The sequence below is a fragment of the Candidatus Bathyarchaeia archaeon genome, assembly GCA_041447175.1.
GTDB lineage: Archaea > Thermoproteota > Bathyarchaeia > Bathyarchaeales > Bathycorpusculaceae > JADGNF01.
The window spans coordinates 931,804-951,384 of record CP166960.1; the positions used below are offsets into that span (position 1 = coordinate 931,804).

The window sequence follows — 19,581 nt, forward strand, 5'->3', positions numbered from 1 at the left end:
AACTATTCTTTTGTTTCTGGGTTAACCTCAACTTGACCATTTTTCTTTTTAAGAAAATTAGCAATCGTAGCTTGACTCTTATCGCTTTTCAGGGTTTCAATCTGTGCAGATTCGGCGTTTTCAGTTTCAGCGTCATCTTCCTGGTTTGGAGAGGGGGAATTAGGCGTTTCTATGCGGGCAAGAACACGCATAAAATCTGCCCAAGCCGAAAAGAAGCCACGGTCAAAATCGCCGTGAAGCCCGTTTCGTGTATGCTCTAAAAATTCGCGACGATAACCATGTAGCGCAGCTTTATCGGTAAAATCAAGTTTTGTAAGAAATGAGTAGTTATCATTGTTTCTTCTCGACAAAAGTACACCGTATAAGGCTCTAAAGTAGCCTCTGTTCCATTCAGTTTTTGTCATTCGCTGTTTAAGTCGCTCTAATTCACGTTCTGCTTCGGTGAATTGTCTTGAGGCGATAAGTTGGAAATATCGGGAGACTAATGCTTGTGGAACAGGCATGTTTAACGACCACGTGTTTTGGCTGCTTTTTCCTCTTCAGTGACATCTTCTATACCGTTTTCGGTTACTTTAAGGATTTCCTCGCCTTCAGGCAAGTAGGGGCTGGAAACCAGTCGGGCGATGCGTACTGGACCGTGTGATGCACGTCGCAGGTAGATGCGGGTGTGGCTTGTGTGTCCCACTATGTGTCCGCCAATTGGGTGGGTTGCGTCACCAAAGAATTGGTCAGGTTTAGCCATAACCTGATTTGTGACAACTGCAACAGCGTTGAATGCTCTTGCCAGTGAGATTAGTTTATGCATGTGCTTGTTGAGTTTTTGTTGTCTTGAAGCTAGCATTTCCCGTCCGATGTATTCGCTTCGGAAATGTGCGGTCAGTGAGTCAACAATTAGGAGTTTGACGTTGTTGGCTTTTATGATTTCGTCTGCGTTTTCTAGCAGGAACATCTGGTGGTCAGAAGTGAATGCTTCGGCATAAATGATTTTTTTGACGGCTTCTTCAGGGTCTAAGCCTAAGTGTTTTGCCATTTGCAAAATGCGTTCAAGCCTGAAAGTGTTCTCAGTATCCACGTAGAGTGCTGCTCCGTCAAGACCGCCTTGTTCTGGAGGTAATTGTACGTTTACACATAGTTGATGGCAGAATTGGCTTTTGCCGCTGCCGTATTCTCCGTAGAATTCGGTTATGGTTTGGGTTTCTAATCCACCATTTATCATTTTGTCGAGGGCTTTACTGCCTGAAGTTAAGCGTTGGACGTCTTTGCGCATTTTGTAGAGTTCGTCTGCACGTATGAAGTTTATGCCTATGGCTGAGCGGGCTGCATCGATGATTTGGAAGGCTTTTTTTTCGCTGACCCCTACAGGTTCTAGTTCTTTGGCGGTTGCCATTGCTAGGGATTCCACGGTGTGGTAGCCTATGTCTCGGAGTTTTTGGGATGTTGCTGGTCCTACTCCTGGAAGGTCTTCAATGAATTCGTATTTTGGTTTCTTTTTTTCTTCAGCTTCAACGGTTTTGTCTTTTGGGTCTTGTGACATGCGGTTCTCACGGTTTGTGTTGTAGACTATCTGGAACATGTGTTTGGGGATATTTAAGATAGTTGAATGAGGGTACTTTTTTGGTCGGGGAGGGAGATTGGTTGAAGTGAATTTCGTTTTTGTTATGCCAAGATATAAGTTGGTTCAGATGTATAGGTGAACCGTTAAACGTTCAGTGGGGCTGCAAACCTGAATAACACTCAAAGGACGGCGGTCATGTTGGAAGAGGTTGCGTTTAACCTCATAAGACAAGCAGTTATCTACTTACCGGTGGACGTCAAAGAGGCATTAACTAATGCGTACGCAAATGAAAGCAGTGCCATTGCCAGAACTCAGCTAAACGCACTCTTAGACAACATCGCTTTGGCTGAAGCCCAAGAGAAGCCAATTTGTCAAGATACAGGAACCTTGACATTCTACGTCAAAGCAGGTGCAGATTTTCCAAACATAGACAAACTTGAAAAGACGTTAAATTCGGCAGCAAAACGTGCAACACAGGAAATTCCGCTTCGCCCAAACGCCATAAACCCTTTCACAGGAAAAAATAGCGACGATAACACGGGGCGCTTTGTGCCAGTGGTGCATTGGGAAATCGTGCCGGGGGAAGAGTTGGAGTTAACGGTTTTGGTTAAGGGGGGTGGCTCTGAAAACGTTTCAGCTGTTGGGATGCTTTCTGCCGGTGAAGGGGTACGTGGGCTTAAGCGGTTTGTGGTTGATGCCGTTGTTAAAGCAGGCGCAATGCCTTGTCCACCAACGATTCTGGGTGTTGGCGTCGGTGGCGGCGCAGATGTCGCAGTTGCTTTAGCCAAGAAAGCTCTGCTTAGACCGCTAAACAAACCAAATGGAGATGTTGAAATTGCGGGTTTGGAGCGGGAGCTTTTGGAAGCGGCAAACATGACTGGTGTTGGCCCTATGGGTTTAGGTGGTGACACATCGGTTTTGGGTGTACATGTAGATTGGGCATTTAGGCATCCTGCGTCGTATCCTGTTGCAGTTGTTTTTAGCTGTTGGGCGTGTCGGCGTGCTTCGGCGCGAATCAACGCTGACGGCGAGGTAGTGTACTTGAATCACTGCATGGAGGATACGGTTTAGTTGAGTGTTTACCATTTTTCTTTGCCCCTTTCAGAAGCTGACGTACGAAAGCTCAGGGTGAACGATGTTGTTTATGTTTCAGGGATTATGGTTACGGCACGTGACCAAGCTCACCGAAGAGCATTAGAATGGGCACAGAAGGGGCAGGCGTTGCCCGTTAACCTTGAGGGTTCGGCCGTGTTTCATTGCGGTCCAGTCATGCGCAAAGAAGACGAAAGTTGGGTTGCGGTTGCGGCGGGTCCAACCACCAGTACGCGTATGGACGTTTATGAAGACCAGTTTTTGGAGGCGTTTAAGCCGCGGATTATTGTGGGCAAAGGTGGCATGGGCAAACGCACAACCAGGGCTATGGAAAAGGTGGGGGCTGTTTATTGCGCCTTTACGGGTGGTGCGGCGGTTTTAGCGGCGCAGGCAATTAAGCGTGTTTTGGGTGTGGAGTGGCTGGATTTGGGCATGCCAGAAGCGATGTGGGTCTTGGAGGCTGTTGAGTTTGGTCCGTTGGTGGTTGCCATTGATTCGCATGGAAACAACCTGTTTGCTGAGAACTCGGCGAAGGTGGAGGCAAACCTGCAGCGGATTTATGAACAGTTTGGGCTTTAAACGGTTAACCTTCGTTTTTGAGCCGCCAAATTTAGAAGCTGAGCATCAAGAGGGGTTAAGCGGCATCTTTGAACAGCAGAAAAAGGCAGAGAAAGCATGTTTTCTGGTTTTTCGCATGCCTAAGGTTCAGTTTCACCCGAAAGTTTTAGAAACATACTGACTACTCCACTGACTATAAGTTAATCTGGGCGGAGAATTCACTGTGAGCCTTTACGAGTTGGAGCTTCGCGGCGTAAAACTTCCCGAAAAAGAAGCAGTCTTAGGCGACTTAAACGCCGAGCAAATCGTAGAAAAAATGAACCACTTCAACCAAAGACTCAAACGCGAAGCCCACCTCCAAGTAGCTCCTTATGCCGAGTCCTATTTTCTTAACCTCATTGCCCTGTATCCCGTGAGCATGTGCAGCAAAACCATGACTGACACGCTTAAGCTTGTGGCGGCGCTTTTCTATTTCGGCAGCAAACCCCCAACCGAAGAAAACAAAAAACCATCACATGAAGAGGTGCAGGCTAAGGAGCTTTTTCCCCGAAACAAACCCAGCCCCACCCACGAAGGCTACAGCTACGAAGACCTTGCCTTAATTTTTGACAAGCCCCTTGCAGCCATCATGAGGGCAGTGCATCAGAAGCGGGAACAAGCCAAAGTGATGCTGGAAGATGCCCAACTACGCAGTCAATCCCCAAAAGCAGCATTTGAAGAACTGACGGATAAAGAGAAGGGAACGCTCGCGAAGTACACCAAAGACTGAGCCGCTAAACTTTATGGTTCAATAAATCTGTTCTGAACAATATTAATATAGCATATATGCCGATTTTTGCGTGAGGGAAAAAGGGACACGTGAACAGGTTCCGCTTTGTGGTTATTGGTATATTTGTGGCGTTGTGTTTGCTTCTGGGGAGCAATGCGTCAGCAGTAGCAAACGCAGATTTTTCTGGTGAAGAACAGTGGGTTGCGCGTCCGCTGCATTTTGTTGAGCCCGCCGCGGATGCATCTTCAGGTTATGCACCCGAGGAGGTCCGAGCTGCGTACCATTTGCCCTCCGACGGCGGGGAAGGAACGACCATAGCCATAATTGTTGCCTATGACGCGCCAACCATACAATCGGACCTGACTGTGTTTTGTCAAAGATACAACCTGCCCCAACCCACCTCTGAAAATTTTGAAATTCACAAAATGTCCGCACATACTGGGACTGACAGCGGCTGGGCATCTGAGACCGCCTTGGACGTGGAATGGGCAAGAGCTATAGCGCCACAAGCTAAAATCTTGCTGGTTGAAGCGCCCTCGCCCAAATTAAGCGACATGCTAGAAGCCATAGACTACGCCAGAAACCGCCCCGACGTAGTTTCCATATCTATGAGTTGGGGCGACGAAGAGTTCTCAAGACAAGCCCTCTTCAATGAACACTTAACCAGCACGTATGGTGCAGTATTTTTTGCCGCTTCAGGAGACGACGGCGCAGGCGTTCTGTGGCCCTCCAGCTCTAGCAACGTGGTTGCCGTCGGAGGAACCACCCTCAACCTTAATGCCGAGGGCTTGTTTGTGTCAGAAACTGCGTGGAGCAAAAGCGGCGGAGGTTTAAGCGCCTACGAAGCAATACCCGGTTACCAAGCAACATTTGGATTAGGCGGTTTCAAACGTCAAGTTCCCGATGTAGCCTATCACGCAGACCCAACCACAGGGTATTCTGTTTATAATGGTGGTAACTGGTATCGAATTGGAGGAACAAGCGCGGGAGCTCCCCAGTGGGCGGCCATTTACGCCCTTAACCAGTCTGCCTCAAACACGAACCTCTATCAACAAGCAAAATCCGTCGACAACGCAACCTACTTTCGCGACGTCACCTCAGGATCAAATGGAGCCTACACTGCATCGGCTGGATATGATCTTGTCACAGGATTAGGCACCCCCTTAACCACAAATTTCGCCGCCTCCCACGCCACACTCACAACAAACACAGTCACTTTGGTCAACGCTGACCAATCCACCCCGTTGGAAGAGCAAAACCGGTTTGAAGTCAGCTACCTTCAGAACGGAATGCAAAAAGTAGCCTACGCTTCAAATGGATCCTTAACAGTCATGGCTGACCCCGAAACCAACTTAACCGTTAACGGGCTCTCCACGGGTTCGTCAACTCAAGAAAAATGGGTACTTAACGCAGACGCCTCAGAAATAACAGGCTTCAACCTGACGCTTTACTACTACAACGTGGTTGCACAAACCGTGAACTACGCGGTGGAAGGAGGCGGAAGCTCACCAAACCCCACACTCAACTACGAAACAGCACCTTTGACCGCTTCGGAGCAGCAAGCCACCCAGTTTAAGACTTTGAGCTTAAGCGTAAACCCGCAGACGGTGTGGGTGCTGAAGGATTCAGAAATTTCTGTTTCTAACCTTCTTTACGCAGGCAGTTCTGAGAGGTGGTTAACACAACAAAATACTAGCCGCGTGCTAACGGCAGGCACTCAAAGTTTTGTTTACCGCCATCAGTATGCGCTCTTAACCAGTGGCGTAACCCAAACGGACACCCAGTGGTATGACAGCGGTGAAACGGCACATGTTAAAGCCTCGGGTGTCTTTGGTAGGACGGCAGGAACAGGCTACCGAGTCACATCATACAGCCTTGACAATGATGTTTCTGTCGCGGTGGAGCCGACGCTGCAAACCGCAACCATCCCAATCCTCATGAACACAGCTCACCAACTTGAACTGCACTCAGTCAAACAATACCAAATCAGCATAGATGACGCCATAGCTGCTGCATTGGTTTCTCTAACGCCGCCAACCATCAGCGGAGACAACTACTGGTATGATGAAGCCACCCTAATTGAGTTAACCATCCACGGAGTAAGCAACCGTTCAGAAGGCATTGGACAAAGAGTTTCAGCATACAGCGTCAACGGCTTATCCACAGTGGTGTCGTCTGCAGGTCCTGTTACCGTGATTGATATGCCGCTTTTTTCTGCGCAAACACTTTCAGCCACCATAGTCAGCCAATACCAACTGTTAACATCGTCAGGTTCGGTTAACTCAGTTAGCTCGCCGCCCATAAATGGCGATGCTGGATGGTACGACGCCCAAACTACTGTCACGTTAACTTTTGACTATTTATGGAATGAAAAACTGACCTCAAGACTAAACGCAGTTGGCTACACAATCGGGCAAGAAACGCCCATAACCATTCAGTCGGCGCAGAGCGGGACATTTACCGTTCAAGTGACTCTATCTAAGCCAGAAACCATTACCATATTGTCTGTAATCCAGTACCCCGTTTCATTTCAGTTCACAGACCAGAACAAAGACGCAATTACACCGTTAAAGTTTGAGGTAGAAACAGATACCACAGTCATTGAATCACCACGGAATGGTTTGTGGCTTAACGAAGGAACACAATTTCAAATCAACAGCGTTATCTGGCAAAACGTAGAAGTTAAACCCGCCCAACAGTTAAGCTACGTAGCTAACGCCGCAATCAGCGAAGTGGTTCAATGCCAAGTTTACGATGCTACCTTGACCGTGGAAGACTCTTTTGGCTTTCCTGTTTCAGGTGCAGAAGTGTCAATGACGCTGGCAAATCAGACCGTAATTAAAGCGGTTACTTCCAACGAGGGGGTTGTTACTGTCTTACGGATTCCTGTTGGAACATTCAACGCCAAAGCAACTTATCTAGGCGCATCAACTACGGTATCAGGTGATGCATCAAAGCAGCCGGTAACAATGATGCAGGTCTTGTTGAGTTTTCCAACAATTTTAGTGCTTTTGGCGGTAGCGTTTTCAGTTGTGGCAGTTGGGTTCATCACTGTTAAGCTACTGAAGGCGGCGGGTAAAGAAAAAAGCACGGAAACAGGTGTGCCTTTTGGTCATTAATGCCGCTGTGTCTTTTTTGGTTTCCCAATAAGCTTTTTAATTGAACCAAATAACCAGATAGCACTGGATGAGTGTTAAGAGAAAAATGATTTCAGCAAGAAAACCCTCAAAGAAATCAGCTAGAAGAGTAAAAGTTGCTTTTTGCACCGTTATTATGTTAGCCGCCTTTTTTGCAGCGTTGGCGGTTCAGCCTTTTGCGTTGGCTCAGTCCGATGAAGAATTGGCGGACAAATATGCGCCGGTTCTTCATTTCACAGCAAACGAAAAATTCCATCCAACAACGGTCGACTATTTCATAAGCAACTCAGTTCTTAAAGAACGCAACTTTGGAGATTCCTCCATTATTGATGCCTCTCCAAAACCTGGAACATTAGGCACTTACGCACAACCAAACATGTTTCTTGATAATACCCTGTCGACATTTGAGAACATAGCCGCGGACTACGCCAGTAAAGCTTCCAGCCTTAGATACACCGCGTACGTGCACGTAGTCAACGAAGGCGGCGCCACGGTCATTCAATACTGGCTCTTTTATGCATACAACAATGGTCACCTAAATGACCACCAAGGCGACTGGGAAGTCATTCAAGTCTTTCTGGATTCATCAGCTAACCCAACGGATGTCTTGCTGTCACAGCATGGCAACGGAGAAAACGCAGTCTGGAACGACGTAGAGAAACTTCAAAATCACCCAGTAATTTACGTTGCCGAAGGCTCCCACGCCAACTACTTCCGTTCATATCAGGGCAAAATAGGCGTAGAAAATGATGTTGTTGGAAACGACGGAAAAACCATCTCGCCAGAGGACTTATCACTTATAATGCTTGGGGAACCCGGAAATCACCCAGAAGAGCAGAGTTGGCTTGATTTTTCAGGACGCTGGGGGTATTGGGGTACAGATGAAGAAGTAGTTTTAGGTAAAGTTGGCCCCTATGGTCCAGTTTATAATCAAGACGGCATCAGATGGGCTCAGCCCGCCATGTACATGGCATCAACTTTTTCTGTGGATGGTTCCTACTTCACCTTAGCGTGGTTAGTCGCTAACTTTCTGTTGCTATTTCTGGTTTATTTCGCCGCAAGAACCGCTTGGAAAAGCTGGGGCATCATAAAAATGCACAAAAACGGAGGCTTACGAACAGGCGCTTTCTTGAAGGGACGAGGCGGCATAGGGTTAATCCTTGGCGTTATTGCAATTCTTGTGACTTTGGTTGCTCTATTTCTGCCGTGGTACTCCATTACCGCCCAGTCGGAAACGGGGGCATTAGCACAAAACGGCGGCGTCACCTTAATGACAATGGACGGCGTCAATGGGGTTGTCGTGAACATGTTTGTTACAGGCATGACTTCGGAGGCAGTATCTGGATACACGAACCTCTTCTCACTTCAAATCCCCTTCGCAATAATATTCGGGGTAGGCGCGCTCCTATTAGCATTAGACGTAATAGGCGTAAAGAGCGGCAGAAGCATGGGCAAAAAATTCCTAAGCGGAACCGTAACCACGTTGCTTCCGATAATAATTATTCTCCTGTTCATCTCGCAGCTACCTTCCTTTTTGCCCTTTGCCTATGGACTCTTTCCGGGGCAAAGCATGCCTACGCAGGTCTCCGACATGCTTTACACGATTGCAGGCAGCCCAATACAGGGTGTAGACAACGCATTGATGCCCGTTATCGGAAACACAACCGTAACTTGGGGTCTTGGTGCTGGTGCATACCTTTTCATCGTCGCAGCGATTCTACGGCTGGTAGGCGGAATAATAATGTACACAGCGCCAGAATTCAAAAAACACCAGCCAATAGCGTGAACCAACAGGGAAAAACCTAAGAACAAAACTTAGGCAGCTTTCCCAAACGTCCAATTTCTTTTTCTTAATAAGCTATTCCAAGATGGCTGCAAAAGACAGCTTGAGCCCTGCATTTTCCGTTCGGCGAATATTCACTTTCTGACGGAATCTTCCTACGGCCAACAGTTCTTTAAGCTCATCTTCTACAGGGTCAGGTCGGGAACAGAAAATAACTTCGCCCTTATCATTAGCCCAAACAATTAACCCTTCCGCTTTGCCTTTGTAGATTAAATGCAAAAAAGCGTTCTCTTCATCAACCTGCAATAACGCAGCAAAATTTCCTTCCCCTTTAAGCGTCGACATAAGCTCGTAAGCCGCAGCATTGGAGTCGTCGGTTTCGTTAAGTATTTCTCCAAAATAATGCGGAAGCACTTCAGAATCGATAAAACCGACTTTTTCGCTCTCAAAAACGTGCTTCCCAAGTTTATCTTTGAGCTCTTTGTAGTTTTCCACTTTCCCATTATGAACCGAAACAACCGTCAACTCGGACTCAAAATGCCCAATATACGGCTGCGCTGCCTCACGAAACTTGACGGAGCCAAAGTTCTCAGGGGTAGGGAACCGGACGTGACCCAACAAAACTGAAGCCTCCGTTAGCTTAGCATTCATTATTACTTTGTTCTTGACAATTTCTTCAAGCTGTGCAGCGGGGGAATCCACGGTTTTGCCCACTTTCTCGGCTATTATGTCGCCGTCGGGAAGCATAACAGCTATGCCTGCGCCGTAGCCTCCAAGAGGGTCATCTTCGTCGGGTTCTTTGCTGGTTTCGAGTTTTTTGAGGATTTGAAAAACCTTTTCGATAGGTAAAGGATTTCGCAGTACAAAGCCAAAAATGCCGCACATCGGTGCTTCCTCGTTAATACTTGTAGTTATTCTTGTTAATAGGTGTTCGCGGAGCCCCAGCTTTGGGGAGCTGCACGATGACGCTTAGTTTGACTGAAAAGACACGATGTATAACTAAACCTTTTTTTGTGTCCACGCAAAAGTAAAAACTGAGGTTTCTAGGAGGAAACAGTTGTGGCTAATTTAGTGGTAAAAAGTCCTGCATTCGAAAACAACACAAACATACCCAGCAAATACAGCAGTTGCGACGGTCAAGAAGTGAATCCACCACTAACCGTGGAGGGCATTCCTGCAGAAGCAAAAACGCTTGTACTCATCATGGATGACCCGGATGCTCCAAGTGGCACCTACGACCACTGGGTTGTTTGGAACATCTCCACGAATGGAAACATTGAAGAAAATTGCGTACCAGGCGTTCAGGGGCTAAACAGCGCGGGTGAACAGGCGTATGCAGGTATGAGTCCGCCTTCAGGTACTCACAGGTACTTCTTTAAAGTCTACGCGCTGGACACCAAACTTGAACTAAACCCCAAAGCAACCCGAAAAAGAGACATAGAAAGAGCAATGCAAGGGCACATTCTGGCGCAAGGAGAGCTTATCGGGTTATACCGCCGAAAAAGGTAACTGCATTTCTGAGGGTAGGCTGTTAACGCGGCAGGTTTCAGAAACATTCTTAGCCTAAAAAAAGACACATTAAGAGCACTTGAGGCAGCTGAGTTGAGAACCTGTTGAATCTGAGAAGAGCAGCACCAGCCATAGTGCTTATCGCAATTTTTGCTCTCTCAACATTCTTGGCGCTTGACCCCGTGAGCACCCAAGAGGGCGAACCGTTTTATGTGGGAGTGGAATTTGCCTACAGCCACAACCTCAACGACCCCAACATAATCCTCAGCGACCTCAAAGCATTAGTTGACAAAGTCCAGAACTACACGAACCTGTTCGTTATAGGCATCCCAGAAGTTGCCCTCAACCAAACTCTTCTGGACGAATCATGCGCATACATAAACCAAGCAAACCTCAGCTTCATAGTCTTCTACACGGACACAACAAAATACGACTACAACCTCAGAGAATGGACAAACAACGCCCAAGCCACCTACGGCGAAAAATTCTTAGGCGTTTACCGAATTGATGAACCCGGCGGCAAAGAATTAGACAACGCCACCTTCAACGGCAAACCCGACCGGTTCCTGGACCCAAACGCCTTTGACCCCACAGTAAAAAACTATGATGACGCAGCAGATTTGTTTGTGAACATATTGGGAGTACACTTAGACCTTCTCAGCGAAAGGCTGTACCCAAAAATCTTCACCTCAGACTATGGGCTTTACTGGTTTGACTACCAAGCAGGGTATGAGGCGGTTTTTGCAGAGTTTGTGTGGAATCACAGTCGGCAAATACCCATCTCGCTTTGCCGGGGAGCAGCGGCAGCGCAGGACAAAGATTGGGGAGTAATTGTAACCTGGATGTATGACGAGGAACCCTACATTGAATCGGGACAGCAATTATATGAGGATTTAACTTTAGCTTATGAGGCAGGGGCAAAATACGCCGTGATTTTCAACTACCCCAACGCCAGCCAGTTTGGGATTTTGACGGAGGAGCATTTTGAGGCGGTAGAGAACTTTTGGAACTATGTGCAAAGTAACCCGCAAAACCATGGAGTAAACCAAGGCAAGGTCGCCTATGTTCTGCCTGAAAACTATGGGTTTGGCTTCCGCGGTCCAAGTGACAACATTTGGGGAGTCTGGAACGCCGATGAACTGGCGACTAAAGTTTGGAGCGACACAGAAATTCTGATAAATCATTACGGCTCAAACTTGGACATCATCTACGACAGCCAAAGCTATGCAAACGAGTTTGAAAACCGCTACGAAAAACTGTACTTTTGGAACCAAACAATAAGCGAAGGATAACCAAAAAAGGGGTTAGTAAGGTTCGGTCCAAACCTCAAAGTAGCTTTGCGGGTGACTACAAACAGGGCAAGCGTCGGGTGCTTGGTTGCCTTCGTAAACGTGGCCGCAATTTCGGCACTTCCATTTGATTGGTGTATCTTTCGTGAAAACTTTCTGTTGAGTCACGTTTTCGAGTAGTTTGAGGTATCGGCGTTCATGATACGCTTCCACTTTGCTAACCTGCCTGAAGGTGTTGGCGATTTCGGCAAAACCTTCTTTTTCGGCAACGTTCCCGAAATTCGGGTACAGAGCGGTCCATTCAAGTTTTTCGCCGTCTGCTGCAGCCTTTAGGTTTTCCGCAGTTGTTCCAATGACGCCTGCAGGGTAAGCCGCTGTGATTTCTACGGTGCCTCCTTTGAGGTGTTTGAAAAAGAGTTCAGCGTGTTCTTTTTCGTTGTCAGCGGTTTCTTGGAATATGGCGGCTATTTGTTCAAAGCCTTCTTTTTTGGCAACGCTAGCAAAGAAGGTGTAACGGTTACGTGCTTGGGATTCCCCAGCAAAAGCGGCTAGGAGATTTTTTTCAGTTTGACTACCTTTTAACTCCATAAACAGTTTACTCCTACAGTGCATTGTACATTGAAAAATAAAAACAATTCTTGCTAATGCAGTGGAGCTGATGATGTTTTTAGCGTGTTGTCCAACACAAATACTTGAGATGTAGCTGTTTACCTAAAAAAACAGCCCCTGCGGAGTGACAGTTATGGACATTATTTACATAAAAAATGCAAAGGTCTGGCTAAGTGTTGGCTTGAAGTGCAAGGTTTAACTAAACATGCCGTGAAGGTGGAAGTGTTAAGATGCCATAAATACGTTTTTTGGCTATACGAGCATAACATGAATATTTAAAACGTTAATTCTGAAGATATACTACTGTTGAGTGTTAGAGTGTTAGATGGAGTAAACAATGATGAGTCATGTGTTTGATGATGAAACGCTTAGGGACATTTTTAAGCGGGTGATTGAAGACCCGAATAGCCAGTATAACAGTAAAGGGTATGTTGTGTGTCCAGTATGTGGTGAGAAGATTTTGATGGTTCCAACTTTGAGAGTTATGCATGAGGCTATCGAAAAGCATGTACTCAAACACAAGGAGGAGCTTAAAGCCAACCCAATAAAAGAACACCAAACCGCAATCACGATACGGTTGTCATTAACAAAACAAGTATTACAACACACTTGCCGGACCCAAACTTCACGATAACCTACCTATAAATTATCCTCAACGGTTCCTTTTTGTTTGCTGTTCAGAGGCTTTCTTAAGAACTTGAGAAACCAGAAAGTCTCGAATTCGGTCTGCCTCCACCTGCGCTTTTTTTTGGTCCGCAATTTTCTGCCGGTGAAAGGCAACATGAGCGTCTATACATTGACCCATAATTTTGGGGTCTGGAACTAACAGGATTTTTTGTCCGCATTCGCATTTTATTACGGGCAACCCTGTGGGTGCAGTCTGTTTGCTTCCGGAGTATACGTGTTCAGACATATGTTTTGAGCCGCCATTTCTTTAAGGTGGAGTACACCATGTCGGGGGAGTTATAAGCTGGAATGCTGTCACATGAGTTTGTGAAGCTGTTCCAGCAGGGGATAATTTCAAGTTAAATATAGTTAAAGGTTTTGTTGCGTGAAAAGTAACATTACTGTAATTGAAATAATTCAAAATATTCAGCCGCCTTCGTTATCTCCTTTTTACCCCGCGTTTTGTTTATGGGCTTAGTTTACCTATAAAGGTTTATTCCAAAATCGACTATAACCGCTTAGCCAGGAAACAGAGAAAGAAGAGAAAAGCAACTGCCCAAGTAAAATTAAAGCGAAATTTTTTTGAATTTCAAAATTTGCTCCATACTTAACTCAAAAGCTACAGCCGGATTCTCAAGTTTCCAAGCTTCAAGCACTATCGGGTGTAACTCCCCAAGCACTCCAATCGACACGTTTTCCACAACTATTTCTCCAACGCGCCCTTCAAGGAAGCTTGAGTGAATTACAGGGCGTATTTTCCAATTTAAGCCCAAATTCCTGAAAAAGGCGTCTAAACAGGCTTTCATTTCGCTAAACCCCGAATTCACGTGGCTAGTGACTGCCGCAAGCCTATCCTCGTCTACAGTTTTTGTCTCCTGTGATTGGTCAGGCAATGTAACTTTGCCTAACTCGAAGATTCGTTGAGGGAACTCAACGGATTGATTCACGCTAAGAAACTCTAGCAAACCGGGCAAAAGCCAATTGCGCAGGCAGGTCATGGTTACAAGTTTAGGGTTAAGAAGACCCACTGTTTGTTTGGGGTGGCAGTTCATTTTTGTTAAGAGGTTCTCGGGATTGGTCAGCGTATAGCTGAGCACTTCTTGGTAGCCTGAACCGACCATGAGTTCACGAACAACATTAATCATACGCTGTTGTGGCTGAGAAGAACCGGTTGTGGGCAGGTCCCGCCATAGCGGCTCGATATTGTTGTAGCCGTACGCCACTGCCACGTCTTCCACGAGGTCAACTTGATGCATCACGTCAACACGGTAGCAGGGAACCAGCACATTCACTGTTTCTGATGTTACTTTGCCAACGCCTAAGCCTGCAGTCAAAAGCAACTGGGCAATTGTGCCGCTGCTTAAGTGTAAACCAAGCAGCTTGTTGGTATACTCTACGTTAAGGGATACATGTCGGTCCTCAAAATTTGGGGTAACAACCGTCTGTTGAGGACACAGGTAATCAGCGGGGTAATGGATAGTTACAGAGTATTCTTTGCCGCCACGGTCAATTAAGGCAGTTGTCACCAGCATCAAAGTGTTAAGCACGGCTTGCTGCAGGGTTCCAGTGACTTCAATAAGCAGGTTGTGGGTATCTTGAGTTACTTTACCGAGGTCGTTAGAGTTTATGATAGGGGGAAAAGACAAAACTTTCTGCTCAGAGTCCAGAAAAATTGGGTAGAGCGAATGCTTTTTGATAATGTGGCTGTACTCTTGCCCTTTTGGGTGCTGTTCCAAGATTTCGCGAAGCGTCATTTTTTCTGAGAACCCTAACGGCACAAAACTGAATGCGTCTGGTTCAGCCACCGTATAGCTCAACGGTGGAGTAATGAGGTCAAGGCAGTACACGCCGATTGAGGTTTTTTGACGGTTTCTGCCGTACGTTCGATGCAGTTTATCCTGCAAATGCATAAGTCCACGAATACTTGTGTCAGTTAGGTTGATCCCCTTAATCACTGAACAAGCAATGAACGGACGAATTTGCCGCAATCTGGAATCCACAGTAACATCTAACGCTTGTTCACCAACAACGTAATTTCTTGGACCGCTCTCCAGTTTTAGGTAGCAACGCATGCCTCTGGCTAAACCTTCAACACTCCACAGGTCCGGGCGGTTGGTGTCCTTGAGCTCGATGCTTGCGATGTTTTCGGTTTTGTTGTAGGCTTTCACTTCGCTTTTCACGTATGCCAAATCGTCGTCAAGCTGCTCCATATCGCCGTTGTAGGTTTTACCAAGGAGCCGTTCAAATTCGGTTACGTCAATGTCGATTGTGGGCATGTCTATGTCACCTGTTTTCTCCTGAGCCAATCAAGGTCTTGGCTAAATATGCTGCGAATATCCTCCAAGCCCGCACGCATCATGAACAAACGGTCCACGCCTAAGCCCCACGCAATAACGGGGACTTTCACGCCAAGAGGCTGCGTGACTTCAGGGCGGAAAATTCCTGAGCCTCCAAATTCTACCCAGCCAAAGCCTTCCTTGTAGGCGCTTAATTCGACGCTGGGCTCGGTGAAGGGGAAATAGTCGGGTTTAAAGCGGATTTTGTCTGCGCCCGCGATTTCTTGGGCGAACTTGCCCAATACACCCAGCAAGTCTCGGAGGGTTAGGTTTTCGTCCACCACAATGCCTTCCACTTGGTTAAATTCGGAGAGGTGGGTTTTGTCGACCACTTCGGGGCGGTAAACGCGTGCGATGCTGAAGTGGCGGCTGGGAACCTGTAAGCCTTTCTTGAGAAGGGTTCTTGCGCTAAGGCAGGTGCCGTGTCCACGCAGAATCAGCCGTTGGGCTTCTTGTTTGCTGTATTGGTAGCCCCAACCTGTGCTGCCTGTTTGGTCGCCGTTTTCGTGTGTGGCTTTAACGCGCTCAACTGCCTGTGCGTATTTGGTGAGGTCTCCGTTTTGGAGGTTCTTAATGTAGTAAATGCCGTCTTGTTCCCTCGCAGGGTGGTCTTGGGGGGTGTAGAGGGCGTCAAAGTTGAAGAAGGCGGTTTCAACGGCGGTTCCAGACATTTCTTGAAAGCCCAAAGTAACCAGTTTTGCGCGGACCTCATCCAGAAAGCTTAGGTAAGGATGTTTTTTTCCGGGCCAAACGTTGGCGACTGGAGCTTGAATGTTGTATTTTTGGAAGCGGACATTGCGCCAGGTGCCTTTGATTATAAGCTCAGGCGTGACTTGAGTAACTTCTTTGGGGCCTACAGTAAGTTCAGCGGCTCCTGCGTCTATGGCTTGTTTGCCGTCTTGGGTTAGTTCAAGAAGCCGTTGAGTTTTGTCTTCCACAATTAGAGCTTTGCGTTTTTTCAGCGGCTCAACCGCGGATTGGAGTTCAAGAGGCAACTTGTCAAGGGAGACCTCTTCCTTGTCACACAGAACGTTGAGGAGTTTCTCGTCAGCGCCTTCTTTGGGCGCCAAAGCCACTTGAAGGGTGCCTGCTTTGGAGTCAAAGGTTGCCCATTTTTTACGTTGCGTCCACCCAAGCGCGATTTGAGCGAACTGTTTAGGAAGTTCAGCTTCCTGTGCCGCTTGCTGCAGGTCGACCTTTCCACCTAACGCAAAAACAGCGTTGACTAGGCGTCTTTCGGGTAAACCGTTTTGAGCGTGGATATTCCCTTCTTCGGTGAGTTTTATTTTAGTCTGAGGCTTAGCGTGAACTTTGGCGAGGGCGTTTTCTTGCAGAATAAGAGCCGCACGCATAACCGCCGCGTCAGGAAGCTCGCATTCCGCCATAAGTTGCTCCACCGACGCGTGCCCTTCAAGTTTATCCAGTGCAGCAAGAATTCGAATTTCGTTTTCCCTGAGCTCAACCATGCAGCATTACCTTGTTAACGTATGCGAGTTGGTAATGTAGTTCTGCAGAGAAAAATAAAAGGGTGTTGATGAAATGAAAATCTGCTCAGCCATGAAAAGCCGCTTTGGTCTCCTTTTTTCTGTTTGACGTGTTTCAGGTTGCTTTTTTGTTTCAGGTTGCAATTTGGGTTTTCTTCGCGTCAAAGAAAGGCAGGTCGAGGTTGGGGTTGACTGGTTAGGGCGAAAAAAGGCTCAGCAGAGGTAGGTCTTTGATTTGTTGGGTGCTGCTTCTGAATTGAGGCGGCGGTTGATTTATGGGTGGATTTAAACAAAACAAAGACCGAGCTTTGATGGAGGTTGTAAGTGTTTTTAAGGACTCTTTAACGTGGCGCGTGTTTCATGCATGGTTAGCTTTGGTCAATTGAAAAATCAACGTGGCTTAATTGTGGGAACTGGAAAAATGTTCAGTTGTGGTCACATTTGAGTGTAACATACCTTTTTAAGTTTTAAAACGTTTGAAAAAATGTTCAAGCTCAGTTTTAGGAGTTTTTTTCCTGATGGAATCAAGAAATGTTTCGACAGGCTATCGCGTTTTAGAAATAATTCTAGGCATTTTCGCCATCGGCATATCCGTATACACTCTGATTTACCCTGCAGCCGCCGCGGTGTCGTTAGTGTTTGTTTTTGGAATAGCCTTGCTTGTTGTTGGCATTTTAAGAATTGGAACTGGAGCGTTTTCAGGAGGAATACCGGATTCGGCGCGTTCAGCAAACGTGGTCATTGGAGTGTTAGCCGTCATTGTTGGAGCGTTGGTTCTGGTTTATCCGGGGATTGCCACGGTTACGCTAATTCTTCTTTTGGCTATAGCGTTGCTGGTTTACGGTTTGGGTCGAGTGGCATTTGGAGGCTTGGCGGGAAACCTTGGTGGCGGATTGCGAGCGCTTCTGGTAATAATGGGCATTTTGATGATTATCTTTGCTGCTCTGGTAATTATCTATCCTTCGATAGGCGTGGTCACCTTGGGGTTGTTCATATCGTTAGCCTTCCTGTTCATTGGCATTGACAGTTTGGCTGCTGGAATAGGCGGATAGGCAGCCAACCAAAGACACACAAATCATCAAGAAAACGCTGATAGGCAATTGATGCTTGAGGCAAAAAATTTGCCTACCAAATACCTTTCTTACACGGACCGAATCGGAGAAACCGCATTTGCCGTTGTAATGGTAATAATAATCAACGGCTACGTGGCGCTCTCGGACCTCAACACGGGTTTTCTCTACATCGTGACAGTGAACATTGGAGCTTGTGTCAGTTGGGGATTTATCGACGGATTCATTTACGCGATTTCAAGCTCCATCGAAAGAAACAATCTCCGCAAAAAACTGATATTCCTAAAATCGGTAACCAGAGAAAAAGAGGGAGAAACCCTCTTAGCGGCAGTTAAGAAAAGCTTCGACGGCACCTTTGTTGCCACGTTTGATGAAAAAGGAAAAGACGCACTAGCAAACGACATAATCACCCACGTTAAAAACGCCCAATTGGAAGATAACGAAATTTTAACCACTGAGGAGAAACGGGGGTGGTTAGCGATTCTTCTGATTTATGTGGCGGTTGGTTTTCTGCTTGCGTTACCTTTTCTGGTTTTACCTGAGAAAATTCTCGCGTGGTTTGTCTCAAACATTGTGGGCACAATTTGGATGTTTTGGTTTGGACTTCAACTGGGAAAAAGCGTAGGAAGGTACCGCCTGATTTTGGGGTTAGCTATGGCGGGGATAGGCATTGCCTTTCTGGTTCTCTCGTACTTTTTGTGGGCAGTCTAACCCATGAGCCTCCGCGAAAGCTATTTAGATGCCTGTTTTTGCAATAATCCGCGGAAGAACATCTTTTTGCATCTGCACAACACCAAACGTGGTAATCATGAAGCGGTCGTCAGCGGTTTTGGTGACCCAATCCGTTTTCACGAGCTCCCCTAAACGGGTGCTAGTGATTTTGCTGGATTTACCCAGCTTCGTTTGCAGCTCCTCCTTGGAAAGACTGCCAGCCTGCAGCAGGTTCAGTTTATGTCCCAAGTAGCTTGCCAAAAGCCAAAGAGCTAACGTTTCGTTGTCAGTTAACTTGTTTTTGGGCACCAAAACGTTGGCGCCTTCAGGAGAAAAAGCAAGCAACCCCTCGCAGTCCCGTGCCAAAGTCGCCACATCCACATTCAACAGCAAGGTGTTTGCAACTTCCAAGGATGGAAGGAACTGGTTGAAAAATTTTCCAAGCAAAAGCCATGTCTCTTGCGCCGTGCCCTCAAAGCTCTCCTCTGAGCCATGAAAGCTTACTTGAACGTGCACTTTGTCAGGTGGGGTTATCAACTCATTTTTCCTCGGAGTTTGGTGAGAATTTCTTCTTCAACCCATTTTTCGCCTTGGATGGTCAGTTTGAATTCGGGTTTGGCGGGGTCAGGTTTGAAGACTTGTCCGCGTTTGGTCATTTCGTTGAGGCGGGCGGGAACCATGCTTTTTATGCCGCTGCTTTCAAGAAGTTTTTGGATTTGGCTGGCGGTGTTTTTGCGTTCGTCGGAGGCATAAAGAACAAGACCAACGTTTTCGTAGTGGGTGAGTTTTTCGCGGGTGACGATGACGGGACCTTCGGTTGTGAGTTCTACGATGCCTTTGAGTTGGGCGCCGCTGGGGGTCAGACGGCTGGAAACGAAGTCTGAGAGGGTTTCCACAAAGTTTTCGGGGACGGATTGGAGCATGTTTAGGATTTCTTGGGGGGTGTCGCCTTGGATGACGACTTCGCCGAAGGGAGTTTTTATGCGGGCTTCGATGCGGTTCATAACGGTTAA

General features: G+C 46.9%; 19 protein-coding genes. 10 read left to right on the forward strand and 9 right to left on the reverse strand.

Annotation, left to right across the window (positions count from 1 at the left end; translation table 11 throughout):
• Window positions 1-2: 2 nt before the first annotated feature.
• Window positions 3-503, reverse strand: coding sequence for a hypothetical protein (locus ACBZ72_04935; GenBank protein XES78220.1), 501 nt, complete (start codon window positions 501-503; stop codon window positions 3-5).
• Window positions 504-505: 2 nt separating this feature from the next.
• Window positions 506-1,534 carry a DNA repair and recombination protein RadA gene (gene radA, locus ACBZ72_04940; protein XES78221.1) on the reverse strand — a complete coding sequence of 343 codons (1,029 nt, stop codon included), beginning with the start codon at window positions 1,532-1,534 and terminating at the stop codon, window positions 506-508.
• Window positions 1,535-1,750: 216 nt separating this feature from the next.
• On the opposite strand from radA, the gene ACBZ72_04945 reads away from it, so the two are divergent.
• The 5 genes from ACBZ72_04945 (at window position 1,751) to ACBZ72_04965 (ending at window position 8,897) form a co-directional block, all read left to right on the forward strand.
• Entirely contained in the window at window positions 1,751-2,626 is an 876-nt protein-coding gene (locus ACBZ72_04945; GenBank protein ID XES78222.1) for a fumarate hydratase, read from the forward strand.
• Complete coding sequence (locus tag ACBZ72_04950) at window positions 2,627-3,226, forward strand: FumA C-terminus/TtdB family hydratase beta subunit (protein XES78223.1); 600 nt, start codon at window positions 2,627-2,629, stop codon at window positions 3,224-3,226. It begins immediately after the preceding gene.
• A 202-nt stretch (window positions 3,227-3,428) separates the two neighbouring features.
• Window positions 3,429-3,974 (forward strand): hypothetical protein, encoded by a 546-nt coding sequence (locus ACBZ72_04955; protein ID XES78224.1) that lies wholly within the window; start codon window positions 3,429-3,431, stop codon window positions 3,972-3,974.
• A gap of 89 nt (window positions 3,975-4,063) precedes the next feature.
• Window positions 4,064-7,093 carry a hypothetical protein gene (locus ACBZ72_04960; GenBank protein XES78225.1) on the forward strand — a complete coding sequence of 1,010 codons (3,030 nt, stop codon included), beginning with the start codon at window positions 4,064-4,066 and terminating at the stop codon, window positions 7,091-7,093.
• Between the two features lie 85 nt (window positions 7,094-7,178).
• Window positions 7,179-8,897 (forward strand): Vps62-related protein, encoded by a 1,719-nt coding sequence (locus ACBZ72_04965; GenBank protein ID XES78226.1) that lies wholly within the window; start codon window positions 7,179-7,181, stop codon window positions 8,895-8,897.
• A 72-nt stretch (window positions 8,898-8,969) separates the two neighbouring features.
• Here the strand turns inward: ACBZ72_04965 and ACBZ72_04970 are convergent, their stop codons facing one another.
• Window positions 8,970-9,779, reverse strand: a complete 810-nt coding sequence (locus ACBZ72_04970; GenBank protein ID XES78227.1) for a hypothetical protein — start codon at window positions 9,777-9,779, stop codon at window positions 8,970-8,972.
• 174 nt (window positions 9,780-9,953) lie between these two features.
• Between ACBZ72_04970 and ACBZ72_04975 the strand changes: the two genes are divergently transcribed.
• A complete protein-coding gene (locus ACBZ72_04975) occupies window positions 9,954-10,403 on the forward strand; it encodes a YbhB/YbcL family Raf kinase inhibitor-like protein (GenBank protein ID XES78228.1) in 450 nt (149 codons plus the stop codon).
• A gap of 104 nt (window positions 10,404-10,507) precedes the next feature.
• Complete coding sequence (locus tag ACBZ72_04980) at window positions 10,508-11,695, forward strand: hypothetical protein (protein XES78229.1); 1,188 nt, start codon at window positions 10,508-10,510, stop codon at window positions 11,693-11,695.
• A 12-nt stretch (window positions 11,696-11,707) separates the two neighbouring features.
• Here the strand turns inward: ACBZ72_04980 and rbr are convergent, their stop codons facing one another.
• Entirely contained in the window at window positions 11,708-12,280 is a 573-nt protein-coding gene (gene rbr / locus ACBZ72_04985; protein ID XES78230.1) for a rubrerythrin, read from the reverse strand.
• A gap of 358 nt (window positions 12,281-12,638) precedes the next feature.
• On the opposite strand from rbr, the gene ACBZ72_04990 reads away from it, so the two are divergent.
• Window positions 12,639-12,935 (forward strand): hypothetical protein, encoded by a 297-nt coding sequence (locus ACBZ72_04990; GenBank protein ID XES78231.1) that lies wholly within the window; start codon window positions 12,639-12,641, stop codon window positions 12,933-12,935.
• An 18-nt stretch (window positions 12,936-12,953) separates the two neighbouring features.
• Here the strand turns inward: ACBZ72_04990 and ACBZ72_04995 are convergent, their stop codons facing one another.
• The 3 genes from ACBZ72_04995 to ACBZ72_05005 form a co-directional block, all read right to left on the reverse strand.
• Window positions 12,954-13,214: a hypothetical protein gene (locus ACBZ72_04995; GenBank protein XES78232.1), complete on the reverse strand. Its 261-nt coding sequence runs from the start codon at window positions 13,212-13,214 to the stop codon at window positions 12,954-12,956.
• Window positions 13,215-13,533: 319 nt separating this feature from the next.
• Entirely contained in the window at window positions 13,534-15,243 is a 1,710-nt protein-coding gene (pheT, locus tag ACBZ72_05000; GenBank protein ID XES78233.1) for a phenylalanine--tRNA ligase subunit beta, read from the reverse strand.
• A gap of 2 nt (window positions 15,244-15,245) precedes the next feature.
• On the reverse strand, window positions 15,246-16,769 hold the full coding sequence (locus ACBZ72_05005) for a phenylalanine--tRNA ligase subunit alpha (GenBank protein ID XES78234.1): 1,524 nt from the start codon (window positions 16,767-16,769) through the stop codon (window positions 15,246-15,248).
• 536 nt (window positions 16,770-17,305) lie between these two features.
• Here ACBZ72_05005 and ACBZ72_05010 point away from each other — a divergent pair.
• The gene (locus ACBZ72_05010; GenBank protein XES78235.1) at window positions 17,306-17,839 is read left to right on the forward strand and encodes an HdeD family acid-resistance protein; all 534 of its coding nucleotides are present in this window, start codon (window positions 17,306-17,308) and stop codon (window positions 17,837-17,839) included.
• A gap of 69 nt (window positions 17,840-17,908) precedes the next feature.
• Window positions 17,909-18,568, forward strand: coding sequence for a hypothetical protein (locus ACBZ72_05015; GenBank protein ID XES78236.1), 660 nt, complete (start codon window positions 17,909-17,911; stop codon window positions 18,566-18,568).
• A gap of 24 nt (window positions 18,569-18,592) precedes the next feature.
• Here the strand turns inward: ACBZ72_05015 and ACBZ72_05020 are convergent, their stop codons facing one another.
• A complete protein-coding gene (locus tag ACBZ72_05020; protein XES78237.1) occupies window positions 18,593-19,105 on the reverse strand; it encodes a hypothetical protein in 513 nt (170 codons plus the stop codon).
• A complete protein-coding gene (locus ACBZ72_05025) occupies window positions 19,102-19,572 on the reverse strand; it encodes a hypothetical protein (protein XES78238.1) in 471 nt (156 codons plus the stop codon). Before ACBZ72_05025 ends, ACBZ72_05020 begins: the two co-directional genes overlap by 4 nt.
• Between the last annotated feature and the right edge of the window lie 9 nt (window positions 19,573-19,581).